The organism is Achromobacter ruhlandii (assembly GCF_902859695.1).
GTDB lineage: Bacteria > Pseudomonadota > Gammaproteobacteria > Burkholderiales > Burkholderiaceae_B > Achromobacter > Achromobacter ruhlandii.
Window position 1 is genome coordinate 81,789 of the sequence record NZ_CADIJL010000010.1, and the last position, 22,684, is coordinate 104,472.

Sequence of the window (22,684 nt, forward strand, 5' to 3'; positions counted from 1 at the left end):
GCGTGTCAGGTGGTCTTGCGCTCCATCAGCGCCCAGGCGATGGTGCCGGCGTCCACGTATTCCAGCTCGCTGCCGGCCGGCACGCCGCGCGCCAGGCGCGTGACGCGCAGGCCGCGTTCACCCAGGGCCTCGCCCAGGAAATGCGCGGTGGTCTCGCCTTCGGCGGTGAAGTTGGTGGCCAGGATGACCTCCTGCACCACGCCGTCGGTGGCGCGGCGGATGACGCGGTCGAAATCCAGCTCGCGCGGGCCGATGCCCTCGAGCGGCGCCACCCGCCCCATCAACACGTAGTACAGGCCGCGGTAGCCGTGGCTGGACTCGATCATGTTCTGGTCGGCCGGCGTCTCGACGATGCACAGCAGGGAAGGATCACGCTTGGGATTGGCGCAGGTGGCGCACACATCCTCTTCGGCGAAGCTGTTGCAACGCGAGCAGTGGCGCAGGTCGCGCACCGCTCCCGCCAACGCGCGTCCGAGCATGTCGGCGCCCTGGGGGTCGTGCTGCAACAGGTGATAGGCCATGCGCCGCGCGGAACGCACACCCACGCCGGGCAGGCGCCGCAGCGCCTCGATCAGCGAGACCAGCGGTTCGGGTTCGGGCAGTAGAGGGTCCATGACACGACGGCAACTTGCGGACGGCAAAGGCCGCGCCGCCCGGGGCGGCGGCGGCCGGAACGTTCGATCAGAACGGCAGCTTCATGCCCGGGGGCAGCGGCATGCCGGCGGTGACGGACGCCATCTTTTCCTGCGAGGTGGCTTCGGCCTTGCGCAGCGCGTCGTTGAAGGCGGCGGCGACCAGGTCTTCCAGCATGTCCTTGTCGTCGGCCAGCAGCGACGGATCGATTTCGACGCGCTTGACGTCGTGGCGGCAGGTCATGGTGACCTTGACCAGGCCGCCGCCGGAGGCGCCTTCGACCTGGATCTCGGCCAGCGCGTCCTGCGCCTTCTTCATGTTTTCCTGCATCTGCTGCGCCTGGCGCATCAGGCCGGCCAGTTGTCCTTTCATCATGATGGAGCTTCCTTGAACGAGGGAATGTAGGGATTGGCCGGCGCGTTACGCGGCGGCGGAGGGAGAGTCGACGTGGCGGATCGAACCGGCCACGACATGGGCGCCGAAGTCCGCCACCAGCGCCTGCACGAAGGGATCGACGGCGACCGCGTCCTCGGCGGCCTGCTGGCGCGCCGCGCGCTCGGCCTGGGCCACGGCGTGGGCCGTGGCTTCACCGACCGCGCCGACGTCCACGTCCAGCCGGATGCCCTGGCCGAAGTGTTCGCACAGCACCGTCTGCAGGCGCACGCGGCTTTCGCTTTCCGCCAGTGTCTTGACGGCCACGCGCAGGATGATGGCATCGCCCTGCACGCCGGCCCATTCACTCTGGCGCGCCAGCTCGGCGGCCAGGCCGGTGACCGGCAGGCGCGCGGCCAGCTCGGGCCACGCGGCGGAGGTCATGTCGGCCAGGCGCGCGCGCGACTGGCGCTTGCGAGCCGGGGCCGGGCCTTCGCGTCGGGCGGGAGCCGCCGGCGGGGCGGGCGCGGCCGAGGGCGCGCTGGCCAGCGTTTCGAAATCGTCGTCGGGGTCGGACGTGAAACCGCCGTCGGACGCGAAGCCAGCATCAGGCACGAAGCCGCCTTCGGCCTCGAACGGGATTTCTTCGTCGACCCAGGACGGCGGACCGTCGTCATCGGCGGCCGGCGCGACCGCGGCGGCCGCGGGCGTCACGGCCAGCGGGGCCGACTTGGCGGGCGCCGGGGTGGCGGAGGCATCCGTGGCTGGGGCATCCGCGACGGCGGGCGCGGCACCGGGCGATGCCGTGGCCGGCACGCTCGGCGCGGCGGTATTCATGGGGGACGACGGCTGGGCAGCGGCGTCGACGGCCGCCTGGGCGGAACCGGCGGCGGTCGGCGCATCTTCCCAAGGCGGCACGCTGGCAGCGGCCGGCTGGGCGGGCGTGGCGACGGGTGCGGCAACCGGCGCTGCAACAGGCGGCGTGGCCACCGCCGTGGGCGCAACAGCCGCGGGCGCGGCAGCCGGCGCGGCGTTCGCTTGCGGCACGCTGGCGGGGGAGGACGGCGCGGGGGCTGTCGCCACGGGGGCCGGCGCGGGCGCGACCGGTTGCGCCACGGGTACGACGCGTTCCACCACCGGCGCGGCGGCGACCGGCGCCGCTTGCGGCGGCTGCGCGGTGGCCACGGCGGGCTCGGCCGTCTGGCGGGCCGGCGTGGCGGGCGCTTCGATGGCGGTCTGCGGACCGGCGTCACCGTTGAGCGCCAGCATGCGCAGGCAGGCCATGATGAAACCGGCGTACTCGTCCGGCGCCAGCGTCAGTTCGCCGCGGCTGTGCACCGCCACCGAGTAGAACAGTTGCACAGCGTCGGGATGCAGGGTCTGCGCCAGGCGGGCGATGTCGGCCGCCAGCGGATCCTCGGCCGGCATCACGCCGGACACGCGCTGCTCGATGGCGACGCGCGACAGCAGCACCGCCAGGTCGGCCAGCGCGCCGGCGTACGACAGGCCGCGCGTGGCGAGTTCGTCGGCCACCGCCAGCACGCCCTTGGCGTCGCCCGTGGACAAAGCGTCCAGCAGGCGCACCAGGTGGCGCTGGTCGATGGTGCCGAGCATGCCGCGCACGGCGTCCTCGGTGAGATTGCCGGCGCTATAGGCGATGGCCTGGTCGGTCAGCGACAGCGCGTCGCGCATCGAGCCCGACGCGGCCTGGCCGATCAGCCGCAGGGCGGGCACTTCGAAGCCGACCTGTTCCTCGCCCAGCACCGCCTGCAGGTGGCCCACGATGGAGTCGGCCGGCATCTGCTTCAGATTGAATTGCAGGCAGCGCGACAGCACCGTGACCGGGATCTTCTGCGGGTCGGTGGTGGCCAGGATGAATTTGACGTGCGGCGGCGGCTCTTCCAGCGTCTTGAGCATCGCGTTGAACGCGTGCCCGGTGAGCATGTGCACTTCGTCGATCATGTAGACCTTGAAGCGGCCCGCGCCCGGCGCGTAGACGGCCTGCTCCAGCAGCTGGGTCATTTCCTCGACGCCGCGGTTGGAGGCCGCGTCCAGTTCGAGGTAGTCGACGAAACGGCCGGCATCGATCTCGGTGCAGGCGCGACAGACGCCGCAGGGCTTGGAAGTGATGCCGGTTTCGCAGTTGAGCGATTTGGCCAGGATGCGCGACAGCGTGGTCTTGCCGACGCCGCGGGTGCCGGTGAACAGCCAGGCGTGGTGCAGGCGCTGGGTGTCGAGCGCATGCGTCAGCGCGCGCACCACGTGATCCTGTCCCACGAGGGTATCGAACGATCGCGGCCGCCACTTGCGGGCCAGTACCAGATAAGTCATGGCGGGATTGTAGAGCCTTTGCAAGAGCCTATGCGATTGCCGGCGCGAAATGCAAAGGGGACGGAATCATCTTCCGGGGAAATCCCCTTGGAAAACAACCCCGTCCCCTTTGCGAAAACCGGTTGGCGAGCCTTACTCCGGCACTGACCCTAAACGACTATGGCTGCTTCGTTCCCGACCTGACCAGGTTCACCGTCGAACCATGCGAAGGGGCCCGCCAAGCAAGATTCTAGCAGAGCTTCGCGTTGCTCGCTCGGCTAGCCTCTTGCTTGGCGGGCCCCGGGGGGCTGTATGTGCGCCCCCTCCCCGGCCCTCCCCCCGAGGGGGAGGGGGAGAAGACGTTGCTTCGCTTGTCTTGGCGGCTCGCTTCGCTTTGCCTGGCTGGCTCGGTTGCTTTGGCTCGCTTGCTTTGGCTTGGCTTGGTTTGCCTTGTCTGGCGTTGCCTGGCTCTGCCTTGGCTTGCCTTTACTTTGCTTGGCTCGCTTCGCTTTGCCTGGCTCTGCCCTGGCTTGCCTTTACTTCTTTACTTCGCTTGGCTCGCTTCGCTTTGCATGGCGTTGCCTGGCTCTGCCTTGGCTTGCCTTGCTTTTACTTCGCTTGGCTTGCTCCGCTTTGCCTGCCTCGCTTGCTTTGGCTTGGCTTGCCCTGGTTGGGCAGGGGGGCTGCTACAGGTCTATCCAGGCGCGGGCGCGGGGGAAGTAGAGGGCGGCGCGGGCTTTGCGGCCGTCCAGGGCGGTGACTTGGGCGCAGTAGCGCAGGAGTTGGTCGCCGTGGCGTTGGCGCATGCGCTGGGCGAAGGCGGCGGGGGATTCGTTGGGTTGGGGGCGGCCTGTTTTGTAGTCGACGATGAGCCAGCCGTCTTCGGTGCTGAGGGCCAGGTCGATGACGGAGACCTTGCCGGCGGCGTCGATGAGGGGCCATTCGCGGCGGGCGCCGGATTGGGAGAGGAGCCAGAGGCCGCGGTCGTCGGCCAGGGTGGACTGGAGCGTGTCCAGGACGGCCTCGGCGGCGGCGTCGGCCTGGCTGGCGGGGATGCCGGCGCGGGTCAGTTGGCGGCGCATGGCGGGCAGGCGCTGGGCCAGGGCGTCGGCCGGCCAGGCCGCGATGCCGTCCTGGCCGATGCGGGCCAGCCAGGCGTGGGCCAGGGTGCCGATGGCGGCGTCGTAGCCGGATTCGAGTTGCCAGGCCGGATGCTCGGCGCTGTCGCCCCAGGCGCCGCGCGCGGCGGCGGCGAAGCCGGGGCTGATGGCGACGTCGGCCTGCCGCGCCAATTGCGCCAGGCCGTCACGGTGCAGCCGGCGCAGCGGTTCGCCTTGCCACTCGGGCGCGTCGGCCACGGGCTCGGCCGTGTCGCCATCGGCGGCCGGCGGCACCGGTGTCGCCAAGCAGGGCCAGAGGCGGCCCAGCAGGCTCGCGGAGGATGGCGTCTTGGGCTGGCCGCTGGCCTCGTCGACGCTGACGTGGCCGACCAGATGCAGGCGCTTGCGGGCGCGGGTGGCGGCGACGTACAGCAGGCGGTCGATCTCATAGGAGGCGCGGCGGGCCTCGCGCGCGCCCAGGTAGCGCGACACGGGATCGGCCTCGGTTTCGGCGCGCGGCTTGACCGGGCCGAACAGCACGCGGCCGCCGCTTTGCTCGAACCGCACCAGCGGCGGCTGGTCGCCGCGCGGCGCGCGATGCAGGCCGTACAGGATCACGGTCTCGAACTGCAGGCCCTTGGACTTGTGCATGGTCATGATCTCGACCGCGGCCTCATCGTCGGCGGCGTCGGGCGCGGCGAACAGGCGGGCGATGCCGGTATCCAGCGCGGCCGCGTCGATGGCCCCGTGCGGCGCCAGGCGCTCGACCAGCTGGAACAGGCTTTCGGCGTCGTTGGCGACCGACGGGCCGCTGTAGAGCGCCGGCCCGCCCAGGCGGCGCCACAGCGTCTCGACCCAGGCCGCGAACGGCATCGCGCCCGAGGCGTTGCGCGTATCCAGCAATATCGCCGCCACCTGCCGCAGGCGCGCGTATTCCTCGGGGCGCAGCACGGCCTCGGCCGAACGCGGGGTATCGGCGCCGCTGAACGAAGGCTCGCCATCGCTGGCCGCGATCGGCATCAACGCCGGATCAGCGCGCGAGGCATCAGGCGCCGCATCGTCGAACAAGGCCCCTTGCGCCGGGTGCTCGGTGTCGTCGAACAGCGATCCCTGCCGCGCCGCCGGGGCGGTGGCCACGGGCGCCGCCACGGCCTTCGCCGGCGCCGGGCGCAACAGGCGCTCCAGCAGCACCGGCACCGGCGTCACGTGATCGGCGCCGAACAGGCGCTGCAGCGATTCCAGCGTCAGGCCGCAGAACGGCGCGCGCAGCACCGACAGCCACGCCAGCCGGTCGCCCGGATGCGACAGCGCCCGCACCAGTTGCACCAGGTCCGCCACCACCGGCCGCAGCGCCAGCGGCACCAGGTCCACCGCGCGGCAGCGGATGCCTTCCTGCGCCAGCCGGCGCGTCAGGTTGCCCAGGTGGCTGCGGGCCCGCACCAGGATGGCGACCGGGTGCTTGCTGCCCGCGTGTTCGGCCAGCGCCTGCCGCACCAGGCCGACGGCGATGTCCTCGGCCTGTTCCTCGGCCGGCGCGGCGCCGGCGCGCGACCAGGCGGGATGGAAGCGCACCGCCGGATCCGGCAAGGCCTCGTGAAAAGCCGTGGACGGGCTGTACTTGATGGCGCCCGCGGCGGCGTCGCTACGCTTGGGCAAGAGTTGCGCGAACGACTGGTTGACCCAGTCGACGATGCCGGCCTGCGAGCGGAAATTGTCGGTCAGGTTGAGGAAACCCGGTTGCAGTTCGCCCACGCCCGTTTCCGCGACTTCGAGGAACAGCCCCACCTCCGCCTTGCGGAAACGGTAGATCGACTGCATCGGATCGCCCACCAGGAACAGGCTGCGGCCGTCGCCCTCCTGCCAGCCGGAGGTCAACGTTTTCAACAGATCGAGCTGCGTCTGGCTGGTGTCCTGGAATTCGTCGATCAGCAGGTGGCGGATGGACGCGTCGAGCTTGAGCAGCAGCTCGCCCGGATCGTCGGCGCTGCCCAGCGCCGAGGCGGCGCGCTGCGAGATCTCGATGAAATCGACCTCGCCGGTGTCGGCAAAGCGCAGGCGCAATTGCGCCACCGCCAGCGCCAGCGTCATCAACTGCGCGCCCAGCACTTCCCATTGGGCATCGCTCAAGCGCGGCGCGGGGATATCGCGCACCGCGGCCAGGCGCCGCACCCACGGCGCGTCGCCATCGGCGCTCTCGAGCCAGGCGACGAAGGGTTCTTTGTGCGCGCACTTGGGCGGAAAACCGAGTGTCTTGGTGACGGTCTTGCGCAGCGAACCATTGCCGGTGAGCAGCAGATGCGCAACGGCGCGCCACTGGTCCAGTACCTCGGCGTCGGCCGGCAGTTCCTCGGTCCAGTCGAGCAAGGCCGCCAGGCGGTCGTCCTCGCCGCCGTCCCGCAATTGCGCCGCGGCCAGCCGCGCCGGGCCGCACAGCGCGTCGGCCCAGCCGTAGGGCATGGCCTCGCACAGCGCGTCCAGGTCCTCGCCGATGGCCTCGGCCAGGGTTTGCTCCAGCGCCTCGCGGTCGGAACCATGGCGCAGCAGCGGCAGCCACTGGTCGCGCTGGCCGAGCATGTCGGCGATGGCGTCCTTGGCCGCCTGCACGTCCACGTCCATGTGCTGCAGCAGGATGCGGACCGCGTCGTAGTCGTCCGCCAGGTCGAGCGTGGCGCGCGCCGCCGCTTCGTAGTGGGCGCGGGCGTCGTCGGTGATGTCGGGCATGCCGCCCAGTTCGGATAGCCACGGCATGCTGCGGACCAGGCCGGCGCAGAACGAGTCGATGGTGCGGATCGCCAGCCGCGCCGGATGCTCCAGCAGGTGCCATTCCAGTTCGGCGTTGCGCGCCAGCGCGGCGCGCGCCAGTTCCCAACTGAGGCGTTCGTGGGCGGCCTCCGGCGGCGCGTCCAGGCCGCGGCGCAACTTGCTCAACACGCGCGCATGCATCTCCGACGCCGCCTTGCGCGTGAAGGTGATGGCGACGATTTCCTCGGGGCGGTTGACGGTGGCCAGCAGCGCCAGGATGCGGTCGGTCAGCAGTTCGGTCTTGCCGGAGCCGGCGGGCGCCTGCACCAGGAAAGAGCGTGCGGGGTCCAGCGCCGCCGCGCGCGCGGCATGGTCCTGGGGCTGGCGTTCCATATCGGCCATGGCTCAGGCGTCCTCGTCATCCAGGTGCAGGCGCAGGAAAGGCAGCGCGTCGCAGTATTTCAGGTCGTCGCGGCGGTAAGCGACGTTGGCGGCATGGCCCGCCACGTATTCATCGGCCAGCGACTCGATCGCGGCGCGCCAGCGCTGGCGGATCTCGGGCCAGGACAGGCCGTCGAAGTACTTGCTCTCGGCCGCCAGCGTCACGCCTTCCATGCCCAGGTCTTCGTCGGCCAGGCCCTGCGCCGCCACCTGGCGCGCATGGATCTGGGCCAGCACCAGGCCAGCCACTTCGCCGCCGGCGGCATCGGCCAGCACCGAGGCGTAGAACGGCAACTGCACGTTCACCGGACGGCTGCGCGACCAATCGGGCTCGGGCTTGGCGGCGGCCACGCCGGTCTTGTAGTCGACGATGACGTTGCGGCCGTCGGCCAGCGTGTCGATGCGGTCCAGCCGCAGCTTCAGGTGCAGCGGGCCATGGCGCCATTCATGGTTCTTCTCGACCTGCGCCACCGCGAACGGCAGGCGCTGGGCTTCCATGTCCAGCCACGACGCCAGCACCGTCCGCGCGCGGGCGCATTCCAGCGCCTTCAGCGCCGGCGCATACTGCTGCAGTTCTTCCTCGGCGGCCTGCGCCACCGCCTGCTCCAGCAAGGCGGGCAGGCGGCCGCCGGCCAGCGTGTCATGCAAGGCCTCCTGGTCGGGCAGCATGCCCCACACCAGTTCCAACGCCTTGTGCAGGAACTGGCCGCGCACGTTCACCGTGGCCGCGTCGGCATAGGCCGCGAGTTCGCGCCCGCCCAGCCGGTGGCGCACGAACGCCCACAGGGGGTTGCGCGCCTGCGTGTCCAGTACATCCAGCCCGCCGCCGCCATGGTCGTGGGAGGTGAGGGGCGGCCCTTGCGCGTCGTCCAGCGTTTCCTGCGGCAAGGCGGCCACGGCGGCGGCCGGCGCCGGCCGCCAATCGGTCAGGGCGGCCTCGGCGATCAGCGGCGACGGCCGCAACTCGCGTTCGCCATCCATATGCGCGTGGCTGACGATGACCTCCGGCGCGCAGCGGCACAGCGCCGCGTAGATGCCCTCGGCCCACTCGCGTTCGCGCTCGGGCGTGGCGCGCGGCGCCTTGGCCTGGCGCAGCACCGCCAGCGGCAGCAGCGGGTTCGGCTTGGGCGAGGCCGGCAGCACATCGTCGGTCAGGCCCAGCATCCACACGCCGTCCCAGAAACCGCCTTCGGCTTCCAGCAGGCCCAGCACATCCAGGCGCGCCAGCGGGTCGCGCTGCGGCTGGAACGCGGCCGAGCGCGCCACGCTCTGGAGCAGGTTGACCGCCGCCACGCCGCCCAGCTTGCCGGCGGCCGGCGCCAGCGCCGAGAAGCCGCCCAACGCCTCGCCGAACGCGCCCAGCACCTGATAGCCGACGCTGTCCAGCGCGCCCTCGCCGGGAAAGCCGAGGGCCGTCAGCGCCGCCTTCATACGCAACATCCAGACATCGCTGGTGGCGCGCGCGCCCCCCTTGGTCCAGATCTCCATGGCCTGGTCCCAGGCCTGCGCCAGCGGCGGCAACTGCGACAGTTGCTTGCGCCATTCCGTCGCGGACAGGCGGATCTGGCCGCGACGGCGCCAGCGCGCATCGAGCGCGGCCATGCCGGCGCGGTCGCTGACATCGCCCGCGCAGTGGCCCGCCAGCAGCGCGGCGCCCAACACCTCGACGCCGCAGCCCTTGCCGGCCGCGCATTCGGCCAGCGCGCGCAGCCACGCCAACGCGGCGCGCGCCAGCGGCCATTCGTCCAGCGGACGGCCGACCGCCACGTTGAAGGCGAAGGCCGGCGCGCCGTCATGGCCAGCCAGCGCCTGACTGATGATGCGCCGCGCGAACGGCGATTCGGCTTCGAGCTGGGGCGAGACGATGGCGTAGCGGCCGCTGGGATGACGCTTGAGCTGGCTGGCGGCCCACTCGGCCGCCGCGCGCCATTCTGCGCCCTGGTCCGGCGCCTCGTAGCGGCGCGGCGCGGCGGGCGCGCGCTGCGTGTCGCGCCATTGCGCAATCAGGCAGCCCTGTTCCTCGAACGCCCGCAGCAGGCGCCGGAAGCGTGGCGACATGTCGGTGAACCCGGCCAGCACCAGATGGCCCGGCACGGCCAGCCGGCCGTCCTCGAGCGCCCGCAACACGCGAGCATAGCCCTGGTTGGCGTCCTCGGCGTCGATGGCGGCCAGGGCCTGGCGGTAACGTTCGCGCCAGCGCGCGAAACCGCGGTATTCGTCGGTGTCGGCGCCGGACGGCACGCGCAGCGCCCACTCGTCCATGAGCTGGTCCGCGTCCATCGACAGGCGCGCGGCCTGGCTCGCGTCCAGCAGCACGCGCTCGGCCTCCTCGGCGCGTATGGCTTCGGTCCAGACCAGCTGGGTAGCGAAGCCGTCAAGCCGGTAGGCCGGCACGTCGTCATCGGTCTCGAACGCCAGCTCATTGGCGGATTCGGCCAGCCAGGCGGACAACGGCAGGATGCGCGGCAACTCGCTGACCTGGCGCTCCTGGCGCAGCAACCCGGCCAGCTCGAGCGTGAGCCGGCGCGACAGGCGGTTGTTGACTGTCAGCACCAGCATGTCGGCGGCAGGCATGTCGCCGATGGCGGACAGGCTCAGGTCGGGGTAGGAAAGCGGGTCGTCCTGCATGGGCGGCGTGAAAACGCGGTACGGAAGCACGGCGTGGAATCGATTACCGCCGTAGGATACCGCGCCCTCGCCCCACCCGCGCGGCTAGAAACCACACAGCGACGCCAGGTTTTCCCAATGGATCTGCATCTCGGGCTGGGTGTAGCCCCAGAAGGCCAGGCCCAGCACCAGGGCCAGCGCCCCCCAGCCCGCCAGTCGCCAGACGCGATGGCGGCGGGCGGGCGATGCGGAGGGCGAGTCGGTCATCAGGGTCACCCGCGTATCAGGCGGTCGCCGGCTGCGCCAGCGGCTGCTCGCGCACCGGCAGGCACAGCAGCGCGGCGGCCACCGCCAGCGCCACGCCCAGCCACCAGACCAGGTCGTAGTTGCCGGTCTTGGCATAGGCATAACCGCCCAGCCACACGCCGATGAAACTGCCAACCTGGTGTCCCAAAAAGACGATGCCCGACAGGGTCGCGGCATAACGCAGGCCATAGATCTGGCCGATCAGCCCCTGCGTCAGCGGCACCGTACCCAGCCAGAACAGCCCCATCCAGGCCGCGAACGCATACAGCACCCACGGCGACAGCGGCATCCACAACAGCAGCAGGATGCCGAAGGCGCGCATGCCGTAGACCACCGCCAGCAGGCGCTTCTTGCTGTACTGGCCGCCAAGCTTGCCGGCGTAGAACGACCCCAGCACGTTGAACAGCCCGATCAGCGCGATCGCGGTGGCGCCCTGCCCCGGCGTCAGGCCGCCGTCGGTGACGTAGGCCGGCAGGTGCAGGGTGATGAACGCGGTGTGGAAGCCGCAGACGAAATAGCTCCAGAACAGGAAATGGAACGACGGATGCCGCACCGCCTGCCGCACCGCCGCCGTCAGCGATTGCTGCGGCCCGCCGTGGGCCTGCGGACGGCCGCGCAGGTAATAGGCCAGCGGCGCCGCGCAAGCGACGAACAGCGACAGCACCCACAACGCGCCCGGCCAGTCCAGGCCGGTAATCAGCGCCTGCCCGGTCGGCACCACGGCGAACTGACCAAGCGAGCCGCCGGCGCTGGCGATGCCCATGGCGGTGCTGCGGTAGGCCGGCGGCACGGCGCGCGCCACCACCGGCAGGATCACCGGAAACGTGGTGCCGGCCTGGCCCAGGCCGACCAGCAGGCCGGCGCTCAGGTACAGCGTGGTTTCGTCGGTGGCGAAGCGGGTGCCGATCATGCCCAGCATGTACAGCGCCGCGCCCAGCGCGATGGTGCGGCCGGAGCCATAGCGGTCGGCCAGGATGCCCATGAAAATGCAGGCCACGCCCCAGACCAGATTCTGCAGCGCGAAGGCCATGGAAAACACTTCGCGGCTCCAGCCATGGGCCAGGCCCATCGGCTGCATGAACAGGCCAAAGGTGGCGCGCACGCCCATGGCCAGCAGCACCACCAGGGTACCCAGAATGATGGTGCGCACGTAACGCGTATCGGTAGTGCTCGACATGATTGTTCTTATTGATGGAGAAAGGCGTCCCCTCCTCGGGACGGCCGGGCCGTGAGCCAGACGCGCACATCATAAACAAATAACCCGGAGCCACCGGCAATACCCGTGTCGCCGCATCGCGTATCACGCCAGGGCTTGCGCCACACCCAACAATATAGTTGATTTTATCAACCAATTATTCCAGAATGGGATTTTCCCCATCCTGATCAGCCATGACTCTGCAAACTCCGCTGACCCGCCTGCTGGGCACGCGCTATCCGATCATCCAGGGCGGCATGAGCTGGGCCTCGTCGAACGCGGCGCTGGCGCTGGCCGTATCGCGCGCTGGCGGGCTCGGCGTGATCGCCGCCGGCCCCATGTATCCCGAGGCGCTGCGGGCCGCCATCCGCGCGGTTCGCGCCGGCACCGAGGCGCCTTACGCCGTCAACATCCCGCTCTACAACAAGCGGGCGCAGGAACACATGGACATCGCCCTGGCCGAAGGCGTGCCGGTCATCATCGCCTCGCAGGGCGGCCCCCAGAAACACATTGGGCGCGCGCGCGACGCTGGCGCAAAATGGTTGCAGGTGATCGCCAGTCCGGAGCATGCCGCCAAGGCCGAAGCGGCCGGCGTGGACGCGGTGATCGCGGTCGGCCTGGAAGCCGGCGGCCACCCAGGCCCCGACGAGATCGGCTTGCAGGTGTTGCTGCGCGCGGTGGTGCGACGCGTGTCGGTGCCGGTGGTGGCGGCCGGCGGCATTGCCGACGGCGCCGGCATCGCGGCCGCGCTATGCCTGGGCGCGGCCGGCGCGCAGCTGGGCACGCGCTTCCTGCTGACGCCCGAGGCGGGCGTATGCGACGCCTACAAGGACGCGGTGCTGGCGGCGGGCGTGGCCGACACCACGCTGGTGGGACGCGGCCGTTCGCCGGTGAGAATGTTGCGCAACGCCTTCGCCCGCGACTATCTCGCGGCCGAACACGGCGGCGATCAGGCCATGCTGGAGACCCTGTTCGCCGGCAGTTCCTTGAAGCAGGCCGCCTTCGACGGCGACGTGCAGGGCGGCAAGGTCGAGGCTGGCCAGAGCGCGGGCCTGATCGACAGCCTGCAGCCGGCGGGCGCGGTGGTCGAGCAACTGGTGGCGCAAACGCGCGAAGCGCTCAGGCGCGCGGCGCTGCTGGCGGAGTAAAGCGCGGATCGAGCCCCACATCCGCACGAAGGTCGCCGCGGTTTCAGCCCTGCCCCGGTATCGCCCGGGCGGCGGCGGGATTCACGCGCCGGCTTCCCAGGGATTGACGATGACCACGCCACAACCCGAAAAATCAGACACGTTCCGGGTGACCAGCGTCATGCCGTGCACCAGGGCGGTGGCGGCAATGAACGCATCCCGCTCGGGACGCATATCCGGCACGTGCAACCTGGCGCAGCGCAATGCCACCGCCCCATCGAGCGGCAACGTCCTGTCGGAGAACTCCGGCAGGACGTGATCACGCATCCACTCGCGCAACCGCGCGCCTTGCCCGACATCGCGTCGCTCCATGCGCAGAATGCCGATCTCCAGCTCCATGAGCGTTATCGCGGAAACGTAGAAATTCGCCGCATCCTCATCCGAGAGCCAGGCAGTCACGTTCTTGTCGGCCTTGCCGTCGCCCACCTTGCGCAGTTCGGAAAGCACGTTGGTATCCAGCAGGAACATCACGCGACGTCCGCCGGGCGAGGCAGCTCGCGTGAGCGGGGAGCATCGAGTTCGATGTCGGCAAGGCCGGGCATCGACAGCGCGCTGACGATACTTCGCTTTTTGCCGACCAGGCGCCAGTAGTCCTCGATGGCGAGCAGGACATGGGACGGCTTGCCTCGATCCGTGATGAACACGGGCCCCTTGAGGGCCGCCTTCTTCGCCTTGGTCACGTCCTGATTGAGTTCGCGGCTGGAAAGTGTGGTGATGGACATCGCGCATCCTTTGATCCTTGCTTAATATGTAGTAACGTTACTACATTAAAAGTGGCGGGACAACCCCCGGCAGCCGAGGCCGCCCAGGAATTCTCCCGCGCGTCAGGATCAGCCAAGGGCCACCACGCGCCCTCGCATCCAGCCAGAATCGTCCTATTTCTTCATCAACCCCGCCGCCTGCACCAGCTTGCGCATGGCGGCCTGGTCTTTCTCCACGAAGGCCGTGGCTTCCTGCGGCGTCATGTTCCACAGGTCCACCCCCTGCGCCTGCATCAGCTTGCTGTATTCCGGATTGGCGTTGACCTTGGCCACCGCGTCGTTCAGGCGCTGCAAGATCTCCGGCGGCGTGCCCTTGGGCGCGGCCAGGCTGTACCAGGAGGCGGACTCCGCGCCCTTCACGCCGGATTCGGCCAGTGTCGGCACGTCGGGCAGCAACGGCGAGCGGTGGTCGTTGGCGTAGGCCAGCGCCTTGAGCCGGCCGCTGCGGATGAATTGCAGGCTGGCGGCCAGGTTCAGCACCGCCATGTCCACCTGCCCGCCCACCAGATCGTTGATGGCGGGCGCCGCGCCGCTGTAGGGGATATGGACGATGTCCACGCCGGCGCGTTCGCGAAACAGCTCGGCGCCCAGGTGCGGCGAGCTGCCGGGCCCGGCCGAGGCATAGTTGATGCGGCCCGGCTCCTTGCGCGCCATCGCGATCAACTGCTCGACGCTGTCGGCCTTGAGTGTGGGCCGCACCACCAGCATGTTGGGCTGGTTGGCGACGATCGAGACAAAGGCGAAGTCCTTGATGCCGTCGTACGGCGTCTGCTGCATCAGCGGCGTCACCACGTGGGCGGCCGACGTGCCGAGCAGCAACGTGTAGCCGTCCGGCTTGGCGCGCGCCACGAAGTTGGCGCCGATGGCCGCGCCGCCGCCGGCCTTGTTCTCGACGATGATGGTCTTGCCCAGCTGCTTTTCCAGCTCGCGCGCCAGCGCCCGCCCCAGCACGTCGGCGGGACCGCCGGCGGCATACGGGTTGACCAGCGTGATCGGCTGCGAGGGATAGGAATCGGCGGCGACGGCAGGGGCGCACAACGCGCCGGCCACCGCCGCGCCGCACAGCAGGCGCTTCAGAGTCTTCATGGTTTGTCTCCTGGGATATTGTGTTTTATGTGTGGTGCGGGGAAAGGCCCCGGGGCTCAGGGCCCCGATGGCTAGATCGCGCCCTGCGCGCGTAACGCCTCGATCTGCGCAGGCGACAGGCCCAGCCGGCCGGCCAGCACGCTGTCGGTGTGCTCGCCCAGCAAGGGCGGGCGCTCCAGCCTCGGATCGTCGAAACCGTCGAACTTGAACGGCACCGGCACCGCGCCGAAGCGGCCGATGGACGGATGCTCGTAGCTGGCCACCATGCCGCGCGCGAGCACGTGCTCGTTGTGCAGGATCTCCTCAACATCCAGGATCGGGCCGGCCGGCACGCCGCGCGCATCGCAGCGGCGGCACAGTTCGTCGCGCGTCAGCCGCGCGGCGGCCGCCGACAGGCCGGCCATGACTTCGTCGCGGCGCGCCACGCGCACGGCGTTGCGCGCCAGCTCCGGATCGTCGGCCCATTGCGGCAGCTCGAGCGCCTCGCACAGCGGCTTCCAGTGCTGGTCGCTGCCGGTGATCTGCACCCAGCGGCCGTCGCCGCACTCGAACGCCGCGGAGGGCACCCGGCCGGGATGCTCCGTGCCCAGCCGCGGCGGCACTTCGCCCAGCGCGAAATAGCGCGCCGCCGCCAGCGACAGCAGGCCCACCTGGCCGTCCAGCATGGAGAAGTCGATATGGCAGCCCTGCCCCGAGCGCGCCCGTCCCACCAGCGCCGACAGGATGCCGATGGCGGCCCACAGGCCCGAGGTCAGGTCGCTGACCGGCAGGCCCGGCTTGACCGGACCGCCGCCCCGCTCGCCGGTCAGGCTCATGATCCCGCCCATGGCCTGGAACACGGTGTCATAGCCCTTGCGCGGCGCGTACGGTCCGGTCATGCCGAACCCGGTGCACGAGAAATAGATCAGGCCGGGGTTGTCCGGCGCGATGTGCTCGCGGTCCAGGCCGTACTTGGCAAGCGTGCCGACCGGGAAGTTCTCGACCACCACGTCGCAGGTCTGCGCCAATCGCCGGATCAGGGCCTGCCCCTCGGGATGACGGAAGTTCACCGTGACCGACTGCTTGCTGCGGTTAAAGGCCAGGTAGTATGCCGACTCGGTGCCGCCCTCGCCTTGCACCTTGGGTTCAAAGCCGCGCGTCTCGTCGCCGCCTCCGGGCTGCTCGACCTTGATGACCTCGGCGCCCAGCTCGGCCAGGATCATCGAGGCGAACGGGCACGCCAGCACGCGCGACAGGTCCAGGATGGTGACGCCTTCAAGCGGCCTCATCGCGCCGCTCCCTGGCGAAAACCCCGCATGATGACGTTGGCGTCGCGGCCCACGCCCAGCGCCTCGCCCAGCCCGAGGTCGGCCGCGCGGTGGAAGGCGCGCTTGGTCAGCCCCATCGCGGCCGGTTCCCAGCCGGCCAGGCGCTGCGCCATCGCCAGCGCCTGGTCCAGCACCTGCGCGGCGGGCGCGACGCGGTTGGCGATGCCCAGCTGTAAGGCGCGCGCGCCGTCGATCGGCTCGGCCATCGCCACCAGCTCGAAGGCATGCTTGCGGCCGACCTGGCGCACCAGGTTGGCCATGACCACCGCGGCCACGATGCCGTGGCGCAGTTCCGGATAGCCGAAGCGCACGTCCTCGGCCATCACCGTCAGGTCGCAGGCCAGCGCCAGCCCCGCGCCACCGCCAAGCGCGTTGCCATGGACCGCGCCGATCACGGGTTTAACCATGCGCGAGAACACCAGGTGCAGGTCGGTCGTCAGGTCGGCGCGGCGCAGCACCGCGTCCGGCTGTTCCGGCGTCAGGGCCGAGAACTCGCCGGTGTCGGCGCCCGCGCAGAACGACTTGCCATTGCCCGTCAGCACCACCGCGCGCACCGCGTCGTCGCGATCGGCCTGGCGCAGCGCGTCCAGCAGCATCGTCGTCAACGCGGTGTTCAGCGCGTTGTGCTTTTCCGGACGGTTCAGGCGCAGCAGCCGTACCGCGCCCAGGTCTTCAATGATCAGTTCCGACATCACGGATATCCTCTTCCAATGGCGACAAGCAAATTGATTGATTAAATCAACAATAGGGGTAAAAAAAGGCGCGGACGCGCCCCCGCGCGTTCAGCGCGGCTGCACGCCGCGGCCGCGACGCGCCGGCACCTCCGCCTTGCATTCATTCAGCATCTCCAGCGCGTGTGCCGTCAGCTTGTCCAGCATGCGCTCCATGGCCTCGCGCTCGGCCTCCGACAGCACCGACAGCATGTCCTCATTGCGCTCGATCGCGGCCGGGAAGATCTCTTCGTACAGGGCGCGGCCGGTGCGCGTCAGGTCCAGGCTGACGCCGCGGCCGTCCTGGCTGTCGGCGCTGCGCTGGATCAGGCCGCGCTCGATCAGTTCGGACACGGTGCGGCTGGCCTGGCTCTTGTCGATGTTGGCCTCGCGAGCCACCGCGTTCAGCGACATGTCCGGCGCCGCGCCCAGCAGCGCGATGATGCGCCACTCGCGCGGGCCCACGCCATAGCGGCTTTCGTTCAGGCCGGCGGCGATGCGGCTGGACACGTAGGCCAGCCGGTTCAGGCGGTACGAGAACAGTTCCTTCAACGCCCGGGGTGCGGGACGCGCGGCGGTGGCTGACTTGGATGCGGTTCGGGTGGCCATGGGCGGACTCTTCAGATGCGGAAAAAAACGGCGTGCGCGCGCGTCGCGCGCCGCTGCCCGCATGATATACAAACGCGGCCGGCGATCCTCATGCGGCCGCCTCCCGCGCGACGCCGAGCAGCGGGTTCAAGCCGCTTTGCGCCACGCGGCTGTGCAGCGCGCGCCCCAGCACCGCCTCGCAATGCCGCGACACCGCGTCCATCGCCGCCAGATCCAGGCCGGTGCGCACGCCCATGGACTCGAACAGGTTGACCAGGTCTTCCGTCGCCACGTTGCCGGTATGACCGCCGCCGTAGCGCACCTTGGCCGGATGGCCGCCGACGCCGCCGAAAGCGCAATCGAAGTGCCTCACGCCCGCCTCCAGCGCGGCCACGTAGTTCACCAGGCCGGTGGCGCGCGTGTCGTGGAAATGCGCCACCGGCGTCACCTCGGGCACCTCGCGCGCCATCCGGCCATACAGGTCGCGCACCGAGGCCGGCGTGGCCATGCCGGTGGTGTCGCCCAGCGTCACGATGCCCACGCCCAGCGCGGCGAAGCGCCGCGCGTCGGCCATGACCACGTCGGGGTCGACCGCGCCTTCGAAGGGACAGCCGAAGGCCACCGAAATCGTGCCGATCAGGCGAAAACGGCCGTTCGCCAACCGCGCCATCTCGGCAATGTTGTCCCACTGGGCGGCGCGTTCGCGCTTCAGGTTGCGCGTCGAATGCGATTCGCTGGCCGAGACCAGCAGGCTGATCTCGTTGGCGCCGATACCGGCATCCAGGTCAACCAGCGCGCGCTCGACGGCGCGCGCGTTGGCGCAGGTGGCCTTGTACCAGACGCCCGCGCGCCGCGGCAGCGCCGCCAGCAGGTCGGTGGCGTCGGCGAATTGCGGCACGACCTTGGGATTGGAATACGAGGTCGCCTCGATCCGTTCAAAGCCCAGCGCCGCGAAACGGTCGATCAGGTCGGCCTTGATCGCCGTGCCGATGAAGTCGGGCTCATGCTGCAGCCCATCGCGCGCGAAGCATTCGCACAGCACCACGTCGCGCGCGCTCATGCCTGTTGCTCCAGTCCGAACAGCGCCAGCGCGTGGGCGCGCAGCTTGTTCTTCTGCACCTTGGAACTGCCCGTCATGCCGATGTGCTCGAAGCTGTCGACGATCTCGACATAGCGCGGCACCTTGAAGTTGGCGCAGCGCGCCTTGCACCAGGCCGTCAGTTCCTCGGCCGTGCAGTCCTGCCCGTCCTTGAGCAGCACGAACGCCGCCGGCACTTCGCCCAGGCGCGCATCGGGCACGCCGACCACCTGCGCCATGCGCACGGCGGGGTGGCCGTGCAGGGTCTCTTCCACCTCCGCCGGCGCGACGTTCTCGCCGCCCACGCGGAACATGTCCTTCAGGCGGCCCACCATGCGCAACCGGCCCGCCGCGTCCATTTCGCCCAGGTCGCCCGTGCTGAGCCAGCCGTCCGCGCCCAGCGCGCGGGCGGTGGCCTCGGGCATGTTGTAGTAGCCCTTCATCACGCTCCAGCCGCGCGCCTGGATCTCGCCCTGCATGCCGGCCGGCAATGGCTCGCCCGTGCCCGGGTCCACCACCCGCACCTGCATGCCGGGATGCGGCAGCGCCCAGCCCATGGCGCGCAGTTCAAAGGGATCATCGTGCGCCGACAGCGTGATGTTGGGCGAGGCTTCGGACTGGCCGTAGGCATTGCAGATGCCCGGCACCCCCATCACGTCGCGGATCTTCTGCATCACCTGCGGGCCGGCCGCCGCCCAGCCGCCGCGCAGATGGATGCGCGCGCGGTCGAAATCGGGATGGCCCATCAGCATGAGAAAGATGGTGTCGTTGCCGGATGTCAGGGTGCAGCGCTCTTCGTCGAGCATGCGCAAGGCGTCGGCCACGTCGAACTTGGGCAGGGTCAGCAGGCAGCAGCCGCTCATCAGGCTGACCAGGATCGACAGCGTGGTGCCGGCCACATGGAAGTAAGGACGGATGCTGAAATAGCGATCGTCCGGCCGCACGCCGATGCGCTGCGCCGCGGCCCAGGCATTGGTCAGCATGTTGGCGTGCGTCAGCATCACGCCCTTGGGAAACGACGTGGTGCCCGAGGTGTACTGGATCAGCAGGACGTCCTCCGGAGCCACCGCATCCATGCAGGCCTGCAGCGCCGCATCGTCGACGGCCTCACCCGCCCGCAGGAAGTCCGCCCAGGCGCGCGCGCCGCGCGGGCAGCGCTCGCCCAGCACCACCACCTGCCGCAGCAGCGGCAGCGCCGCGCCCGGCAGGGCCTGGTCCAGCGCCGGTTCCACCTGCGTCAGCAGATCGAGGAAAGCGATGCCCAGGAAGGTATCCGCCGTCAGCAGCACTTTGACGTCGGCCTGCTTCAGGCAGAACGCCAGTTCATCGGTCTTGAAGCGCGTGTTGACGGGCACCGTCACCGCGCCGAGCAGCGCGCAGGCGTAAAACACCTGCACCCAGGTGCCGCCGTTGCCCAGCAGCACGCCGACATGGTCGCCATGGCGCACGCCGGCCGCATGCAGGCCACGGGCGATGCGTTGCGCGCCGTCTTGCAGCGCCGCCCAGGTGTGACGCTCGCCAGGCGCGACGAAGGCCTCGGCCGCGCCGCGCTGGGCCACCTGGCGCGCCAGCGCCTGCGACAGAATCGTGGGGCCGATCATGCCTTGTCTCCCGCCACGCCGAAGCCGGCGATGGCCTGCTTCCAATCGGTGCCGCGCAGGTTTTCCTCGATGGCCAGCAATTCGATCGCCATCGCGCCTTCGCGCGTGGTCGCCAATCCCTGATCGATGCTGCGCTTGGTCAGCCGGACGGTGAGCGGCGCGGCGCGAGCGATGGCCGCCGCCATCTGCGTGGCTTCACCCGCCAAGGCCTCGGGCGCGTACACCTGATTGACCAGGCCAATCTCGCGCGCCTCGGCCGCGTCGAAGCGGCGGCCGGTGAACAGCAGTTCCTTGGCCTTGCGCGCGCCGGCCACGCGCGGCAGCCGCTGCGTGGCGCCGACCGTGCCCCAACCCACTTCCGGATAGCAGAACGTCGCGTCGGACGAGGCCAGCACAAAGTCGCACGCCGCGGCGATCTCGCAACCGGAACCGAACGCCGCCCCCTGCACCACCGCGATCACCGGCTGCGGCATGCGTTCGATGGCGGCATAGGCGGCAAAACCCTGCACCCGGCGCGCCGTCATTTCCGCGTTGGACATGCTCTTACGCTCCTTGAGGTCGGCGCCGGCGCAGAATGCCGCGCCGGCGGCGGCGATCAGCACCACATGCGCGTCCGGATTGTCAGCCAATTGCTGCATAGCCTGCACCAACTCGGCGCACATGAGGGAATTGAGCGCGTTGCGGCTGTCGGGCCGGTTCAGCGTCACCGTGGCGACACGGTCCTGCACGTCCAGCAGGATCGTGTGGAAAGTCGGGGTCATGCCTGCTCCTGGATGTTCTAGGTATGGGGCCGGGGTCCGCGCAAGGCGCGGCGCCCCTGGCCATGCCAGGCAATATAGGGCATATAGTTGATTTAATCCACTAATTTTCGGTTGTTATCCAATGGTGTTACACTTGCGCCCCTGGTCTTTCCCTGGAATATCAAGGCACTAGACGCCCCGCCGGGCCTGTGCGATTCGCAGGAGGGGCCACGCCGCCCGTCTCGCCGTAGTTAAATGGATATAACCGGCCCCTCCTAAGGGTCAATTGGTGGTTCGATTCCACCCGGCGAGGCCACCCATCCCCCGGCCCGGCTCTCCAGGCCATCGCAAGAAAACTCCCCGCTTCCAGCCAGATGAGGGTTAATCCGGGCTACGCTCACGCGCGGCGCGCCGGTAGCGTCTCGGGACGCGTTTGGTGACCAATACGCCATCCGTCAATACGGCCCCAATAATTTTTTGGGCGAAGATAGCGAATCGCCTTGCGCGCCACTTGAAATTACTGTTTAAATTCGACGCGTAAGCCTCTAATTCATCTGGACTTTTCCCGAACCGTCGCAAGCTCGACCGGGGAAATAATTCTTCACAGCCTGATAAGCCTGCTTAAACCATGGCATTTAACTGGAAACGTGCAATTGCGAACGCGATAGCGCCGGCGGCGCTGGCGATGTGCGCGCTCCTGCCCTCTGCCGCCTTCGCCGCGAAGACCACCGACCCTTGCAAGACCAACGCCAAGTCGGCCGCTTGCAAGGCGCAACAAGCCAAGAAAGCCCCCGCGCCCGCCAAGAAGGCTGGCGCCCCCAAACAGAGCGCGGCCAAAGGCGCGCCCAAGGCCGCCGCCGGCAAGCAAGCCGCGCCGAAGTCGGCCGCCGCAAAATCCACGCCCAAGGGCGCCTCGGGCAAACAGGCCGCGGCCAAGGGCGCGCCCAAGCAGGTTGCGGGCAAGAAAGCGCCGCCCAAGGGCGGCAAGCAGGCCGTCGCCCAACAAGGAACATCCAAGAAGGGCGCCGCCGGCAAGAACGGCAAGCCGAACAAGCCGTCGCGCGCGCAGCGCACGGCTGCCGCCGCGGCCGCGGCGGCCATGCCGCCGCCCGCCGTGTCGGTGCGCGCCGAGGCCGCCGCGCTGCGCTCCAGCACCGCGTACGTGCAGGATCTGGCCACCTCCACCGTGATCTTCGCCAAGAACGAGAACGTGGTGCGTCCCATCGCCTCGATTTCCAAGCTGATGACCGCGGTGGTGGTGGTGGACGCCAACCAGCCGATGGATGAAATGCTCGAGATCACCGATGAAGACATCGACGGCCTCAAGCACACCACCTCGCGCCTGCGCGTGGGCACCAAGCTGTCGCGCGGCGACATGCTGCACCTGGCGCTGATGTCGTCCGAAAACCGCGCCGCCAACGCGCTGGGTCGCCATTACCCGGGCGGCCTGCCCGCGTTCGTGGCCGCCATGAACGCCAAGGCACAGTCGCTGGGCATGACCAGCACGCATTTCATCGAGCCCACCGGCCTGTCCAGCGACAACGTGTCGTCGCCGCACGACCTGGCCCGCCTGCTGCGCGCCGCCTCGCAGCGCCCGCTGATCCACCGCTACTCCACCGATACCGAGTACGACGTCGAGATCAACAACCGCACGCAGACGTTCCGCAACACCAACCTGCTGGTGCGCAAGCCCGACTGGGACATCAAGGTGTCCAAGACCGGCTACATCAACGAAGCCGGCGAATGCCTGGTGATGCTGGCGCGCATCAATGGCCGCGACCTGGCAATCGTGCTGCTGGACTCGCAGGGCAAGCTGTCGCGCATCGGCGATGCCGTGCGCATCCGCCGCATCGTGCAAAGCGAAGTGGCCATGGCCTCGGCCCAGCCGGGCGGCTGATCCAGGCGCCCTCCGGCCACGAA

General features: G+C 69.6%; 18 protein-coding genes, 1 tRNA gene and 1 other RNA gene. 3 read left to right on the top strand and 17 right to left on the bottom strand.

The features are described 5' to 3' along the window. Window positions 1-5: 5 nt before the first annotated feature. The 8 genes from recR to HV742_RS14570 form a co-directional block, all read right to left on the bottom strand. Window positions 6-614, bottom strand: coding sequence for a recombination mediator RecR (recR, locus tag HV742_RS14535; protein WP_006385499.1), 609 nt, complete (start codon window positions 612-614; stop codon window positions 6-8). Window positions 615-681: 67 nt separating this feature from the next. Then, window positions 682-1,008, bottom strand: a complete 327-nt coding sequence (locus HV742_RS14540) for a YbaB/EbfC family nucleoid-associated protein (protein WP_006385500.1) — start codon at window positions 1,006-1,008, stop codon at window positions 682-684. Between the two features lie 45 nt (window positions 1,009-1,053). After that, window positions 1,054-3,336 (bottom strand): DNA polymerase III subunit gamma/tau, encoded by a 2,283-nt coding sequence (gene dnaX, locus HV742_RS14545; RefSeq protein ID WP_175145788.1) that lies wholly within the window; start codon window positions 3,334-3,336, stop codon window positions 1,054-1,056. A gap of 121 nt (window positions 3,337-3,457) precedes the next feature. After that, window positions 3,458-3,555: signal recognition particle sRNA small type (ffs, locus tag HV742_RS14550), an RNA gene on the bottom strand. A gap of 446 nt (window positions 3,556-4,001) precedes the next feature. Then, entirely contained in the window at window positions 4,002-7,559 is a 3,558-nt protein-coding gene (locus HV742_RS14555) for a UvrD-helicase domain-containing protein (RefSeq protein ID WP_175145789.1), read from the bottom strand. Window positions 7,560-7,562: 3 nt separating this feature from the next. Continuing rightward, window positions 7,563-10,226: a PD-(D/E)XK nuclease family protein gene (locus HV742_RS14560; RefSeq protein ID WP_175145843.1), complete on the bottom strand. Its 2,664-nt coding sequence runs from the start codon at window positions 10,224-10,226 to the stop codon at window positions 7,563-7,565. Window positions 10,227-10,310: 84 nt separating this feature from the next. Then, window positions 10,311-10,472 carry a hypothetical protein gene (locus tag HV742_RS14565; protein WP_175145790.1) on the bottom strand — a complete coding sequence of 54 codons (162 nt, stop codon included), beginning with the start codon at window positions 10,470-10,472 and terminating at the stop codon, window positions 10,311-10,313. Between the two features lie 16 nt (window positions 10,473-10,488). Next, window positions 10,489-11,688, bottom strand: a complete 1,200-nt coding sequence (locus HV742_RS14570; RefSeq protein ID WP_175145791.1) for an MFS transporter — start codon at window positions 11,686-11,688, stop codon at window positions 10,489-10,491. A gap of 212 nt (window positions 11,689-11,900) precedes the next feature. On the opposite strand from HV742_RS14570, the gene HV742_RS14575 reads away from it, so the two are divergent. Beyond that, window positions 11,901-12,854 (top strand): NAD(P)H-dependent flavin oxidoreductase, encoded by a 954-nt coding sequence (locus HV742_RS14575; protein WP_175142522.1) that lies wholly within the window; start codon window positions 11,901-11,903, stop codon window positions 12,852-12,854. Window positions 12,855-12,935: 81 nt separating this feature from the next. Here HV742_RS14575 and HV742_RS14580 read toward each other — a convergent pair whose 3' ends face one another. The 9 genes from HV742_RS14580 to HV742_RS14620 all read right to left on the bottom strand — a co-directional run bounded on the left by HV742_RS14580 (window position 12,936) and on the right by HV742_RS14620 (window position 20,785). Continuing rightward, window positions 12,936-13,364 carry a type II toxin-antitoxin system VapC family toxin gene (locus tag HV742_RS14580; protein WP_197487190.1) on the bottom strand — a complete coding sequence of 143 codons (429 nt, stop codon included), beginning with the start codon at window positions 13,362-13,364 and terminating at the stop codon, window positions 12,936-12,938. After that, complete coding sequence (locus tag HV742_RS14585; protein WP_049075417.1) at window positions 13,361-13,615, bottom strand: type II toxin-antitoxin system Phd/YefM family antitoxin; 255 nt, start codon at window positions 13,613-13,615, stop codon at window positions 13,361-13,363. The genes HV742_RS14580 and HV742_RS14585 overlap by 4 nt, the downstream gene beginning before the upstream one ends. Window positions 13,616-13,768: 153 nt before the next feature. Continuing rightward, window positions 13,769-14,740 (bottom strand): Bug family tripartite tricarboxylate transporter substrate binding protein, encoded by a 972-nt coding sequence (locus HV742_RS14590; protein ID WP_049075421.1) that lies wholly within the window; start codon window positions 14,738-14,740, stop codon window positions 13,769-13,771. Between the two features lie 71 nt (window positions 14,741-14,811). Further along, on the bottom strand, window positions 14,812-16,008 hold the full coding sequence (locus HV742_RS14595) for a CaiB/BaiF CoA transferase family protein (RefSeq protein WP_054417197.1): 1,197 nt from the start codon (window positions 16,006-16,008) through the stop codon (window positions 14,812-14,814). Then, entirely contained in the window at window positions 16,005-16,739 is a 735-nt protein-coding gene (locus HV742_RS14600; RefSeq protein ID WP_054417196.1) for an enoyl-CoA hydratase/isomerase family protein, read from the bottom strand. The genes HV742_RS14595 and HV742_RS14600 overlap by 4 nt, the downstream gene beginning before the upstream one ends. 90 nt (window positions 16,740-16,829) lie before the next feature. Then, the gene (locus HV742_RS14605) at window positions 16,830-17,366 is read right to left on the bottom strand and encodes a MarR family winged helix-turn-helix transcriptional regulator (RefSeq protein ID WP_068952171.1); all 537 of its coding nucleotides are present in this window, start codon (window positions 17,364-17,366) and stop codon (window positions 16,830-16,832) included. Window positions 17,367-17,454: 88 nt separating this feature from the next. Then, complete coding sequence (locus tag HV742_RS14610; RefSeq protein WP_175145792.1) at window positions 17,455-18,405, bottom strand: hydroxymethylglutaryl-CoA lyase; 951 nt, start codon at window positions 18,403-18,405, stop codon at window positions 17,455-17,457. After that, the gene (locus HV742_RS14615) at window positions 18,402-20,024 is read right to left on the bottom strand and encodes an AMP-binding protein (protein WP_175145793.1); all 1,623 of its coding nucleotides are present in this window, start codon (window positions 20,022-20,024) and stop codon (window positions 18,402-18,404) included. Before HV742_RS14615 ends, HV742_RS14610 begins: the two co-directional genes overlap by 4 nt. Beyond that, window positions 20,021-20,785 carry an enoyl-CoA hydratase/isomerase family protein gene (locus tag HV742_RS14620; RefSeq protein WP_175145794.1) on the bottom strand — a complete coding sequence of 255 codons (765 nt, stop codon included), beginning with the start codon at window positions 20,783-20,785 and terminating at the stop codon, window positions 20,021-20,023. The genes HV742_RS14615 and HV742_RS14620 overlap by 4 nt, the downstream gene beginning before the upstream one ends. A gap of 220 nt (window positions 20,786-21,005) precedes the next feature. On the opposite strand from HV742_RS14620, the gene HV742_RS14625 reads away from it, so the two are divergent. After that, window positions 21,006-21,080, top strand: a tRNA-Arg gene (locus HV742_RS14625). A gap of 312 nt (window positions 21,081-21,392) precedes the next feature. Beyond that, window positions 21,393-22,661, top strand: a complete 1,269-nt coding sequence (pbpG, locus tag HV742_RS14630; RefSeq protein WP_407061276.1) for a D-alanyl-D-alanine endopeptidase — start codon at window positions 21,393-21,395, stop codon at window positions 22,659-22,661. The last annotated feature ends 23 nt before the right edge of the window (window positions 22,662-22,684 follow it).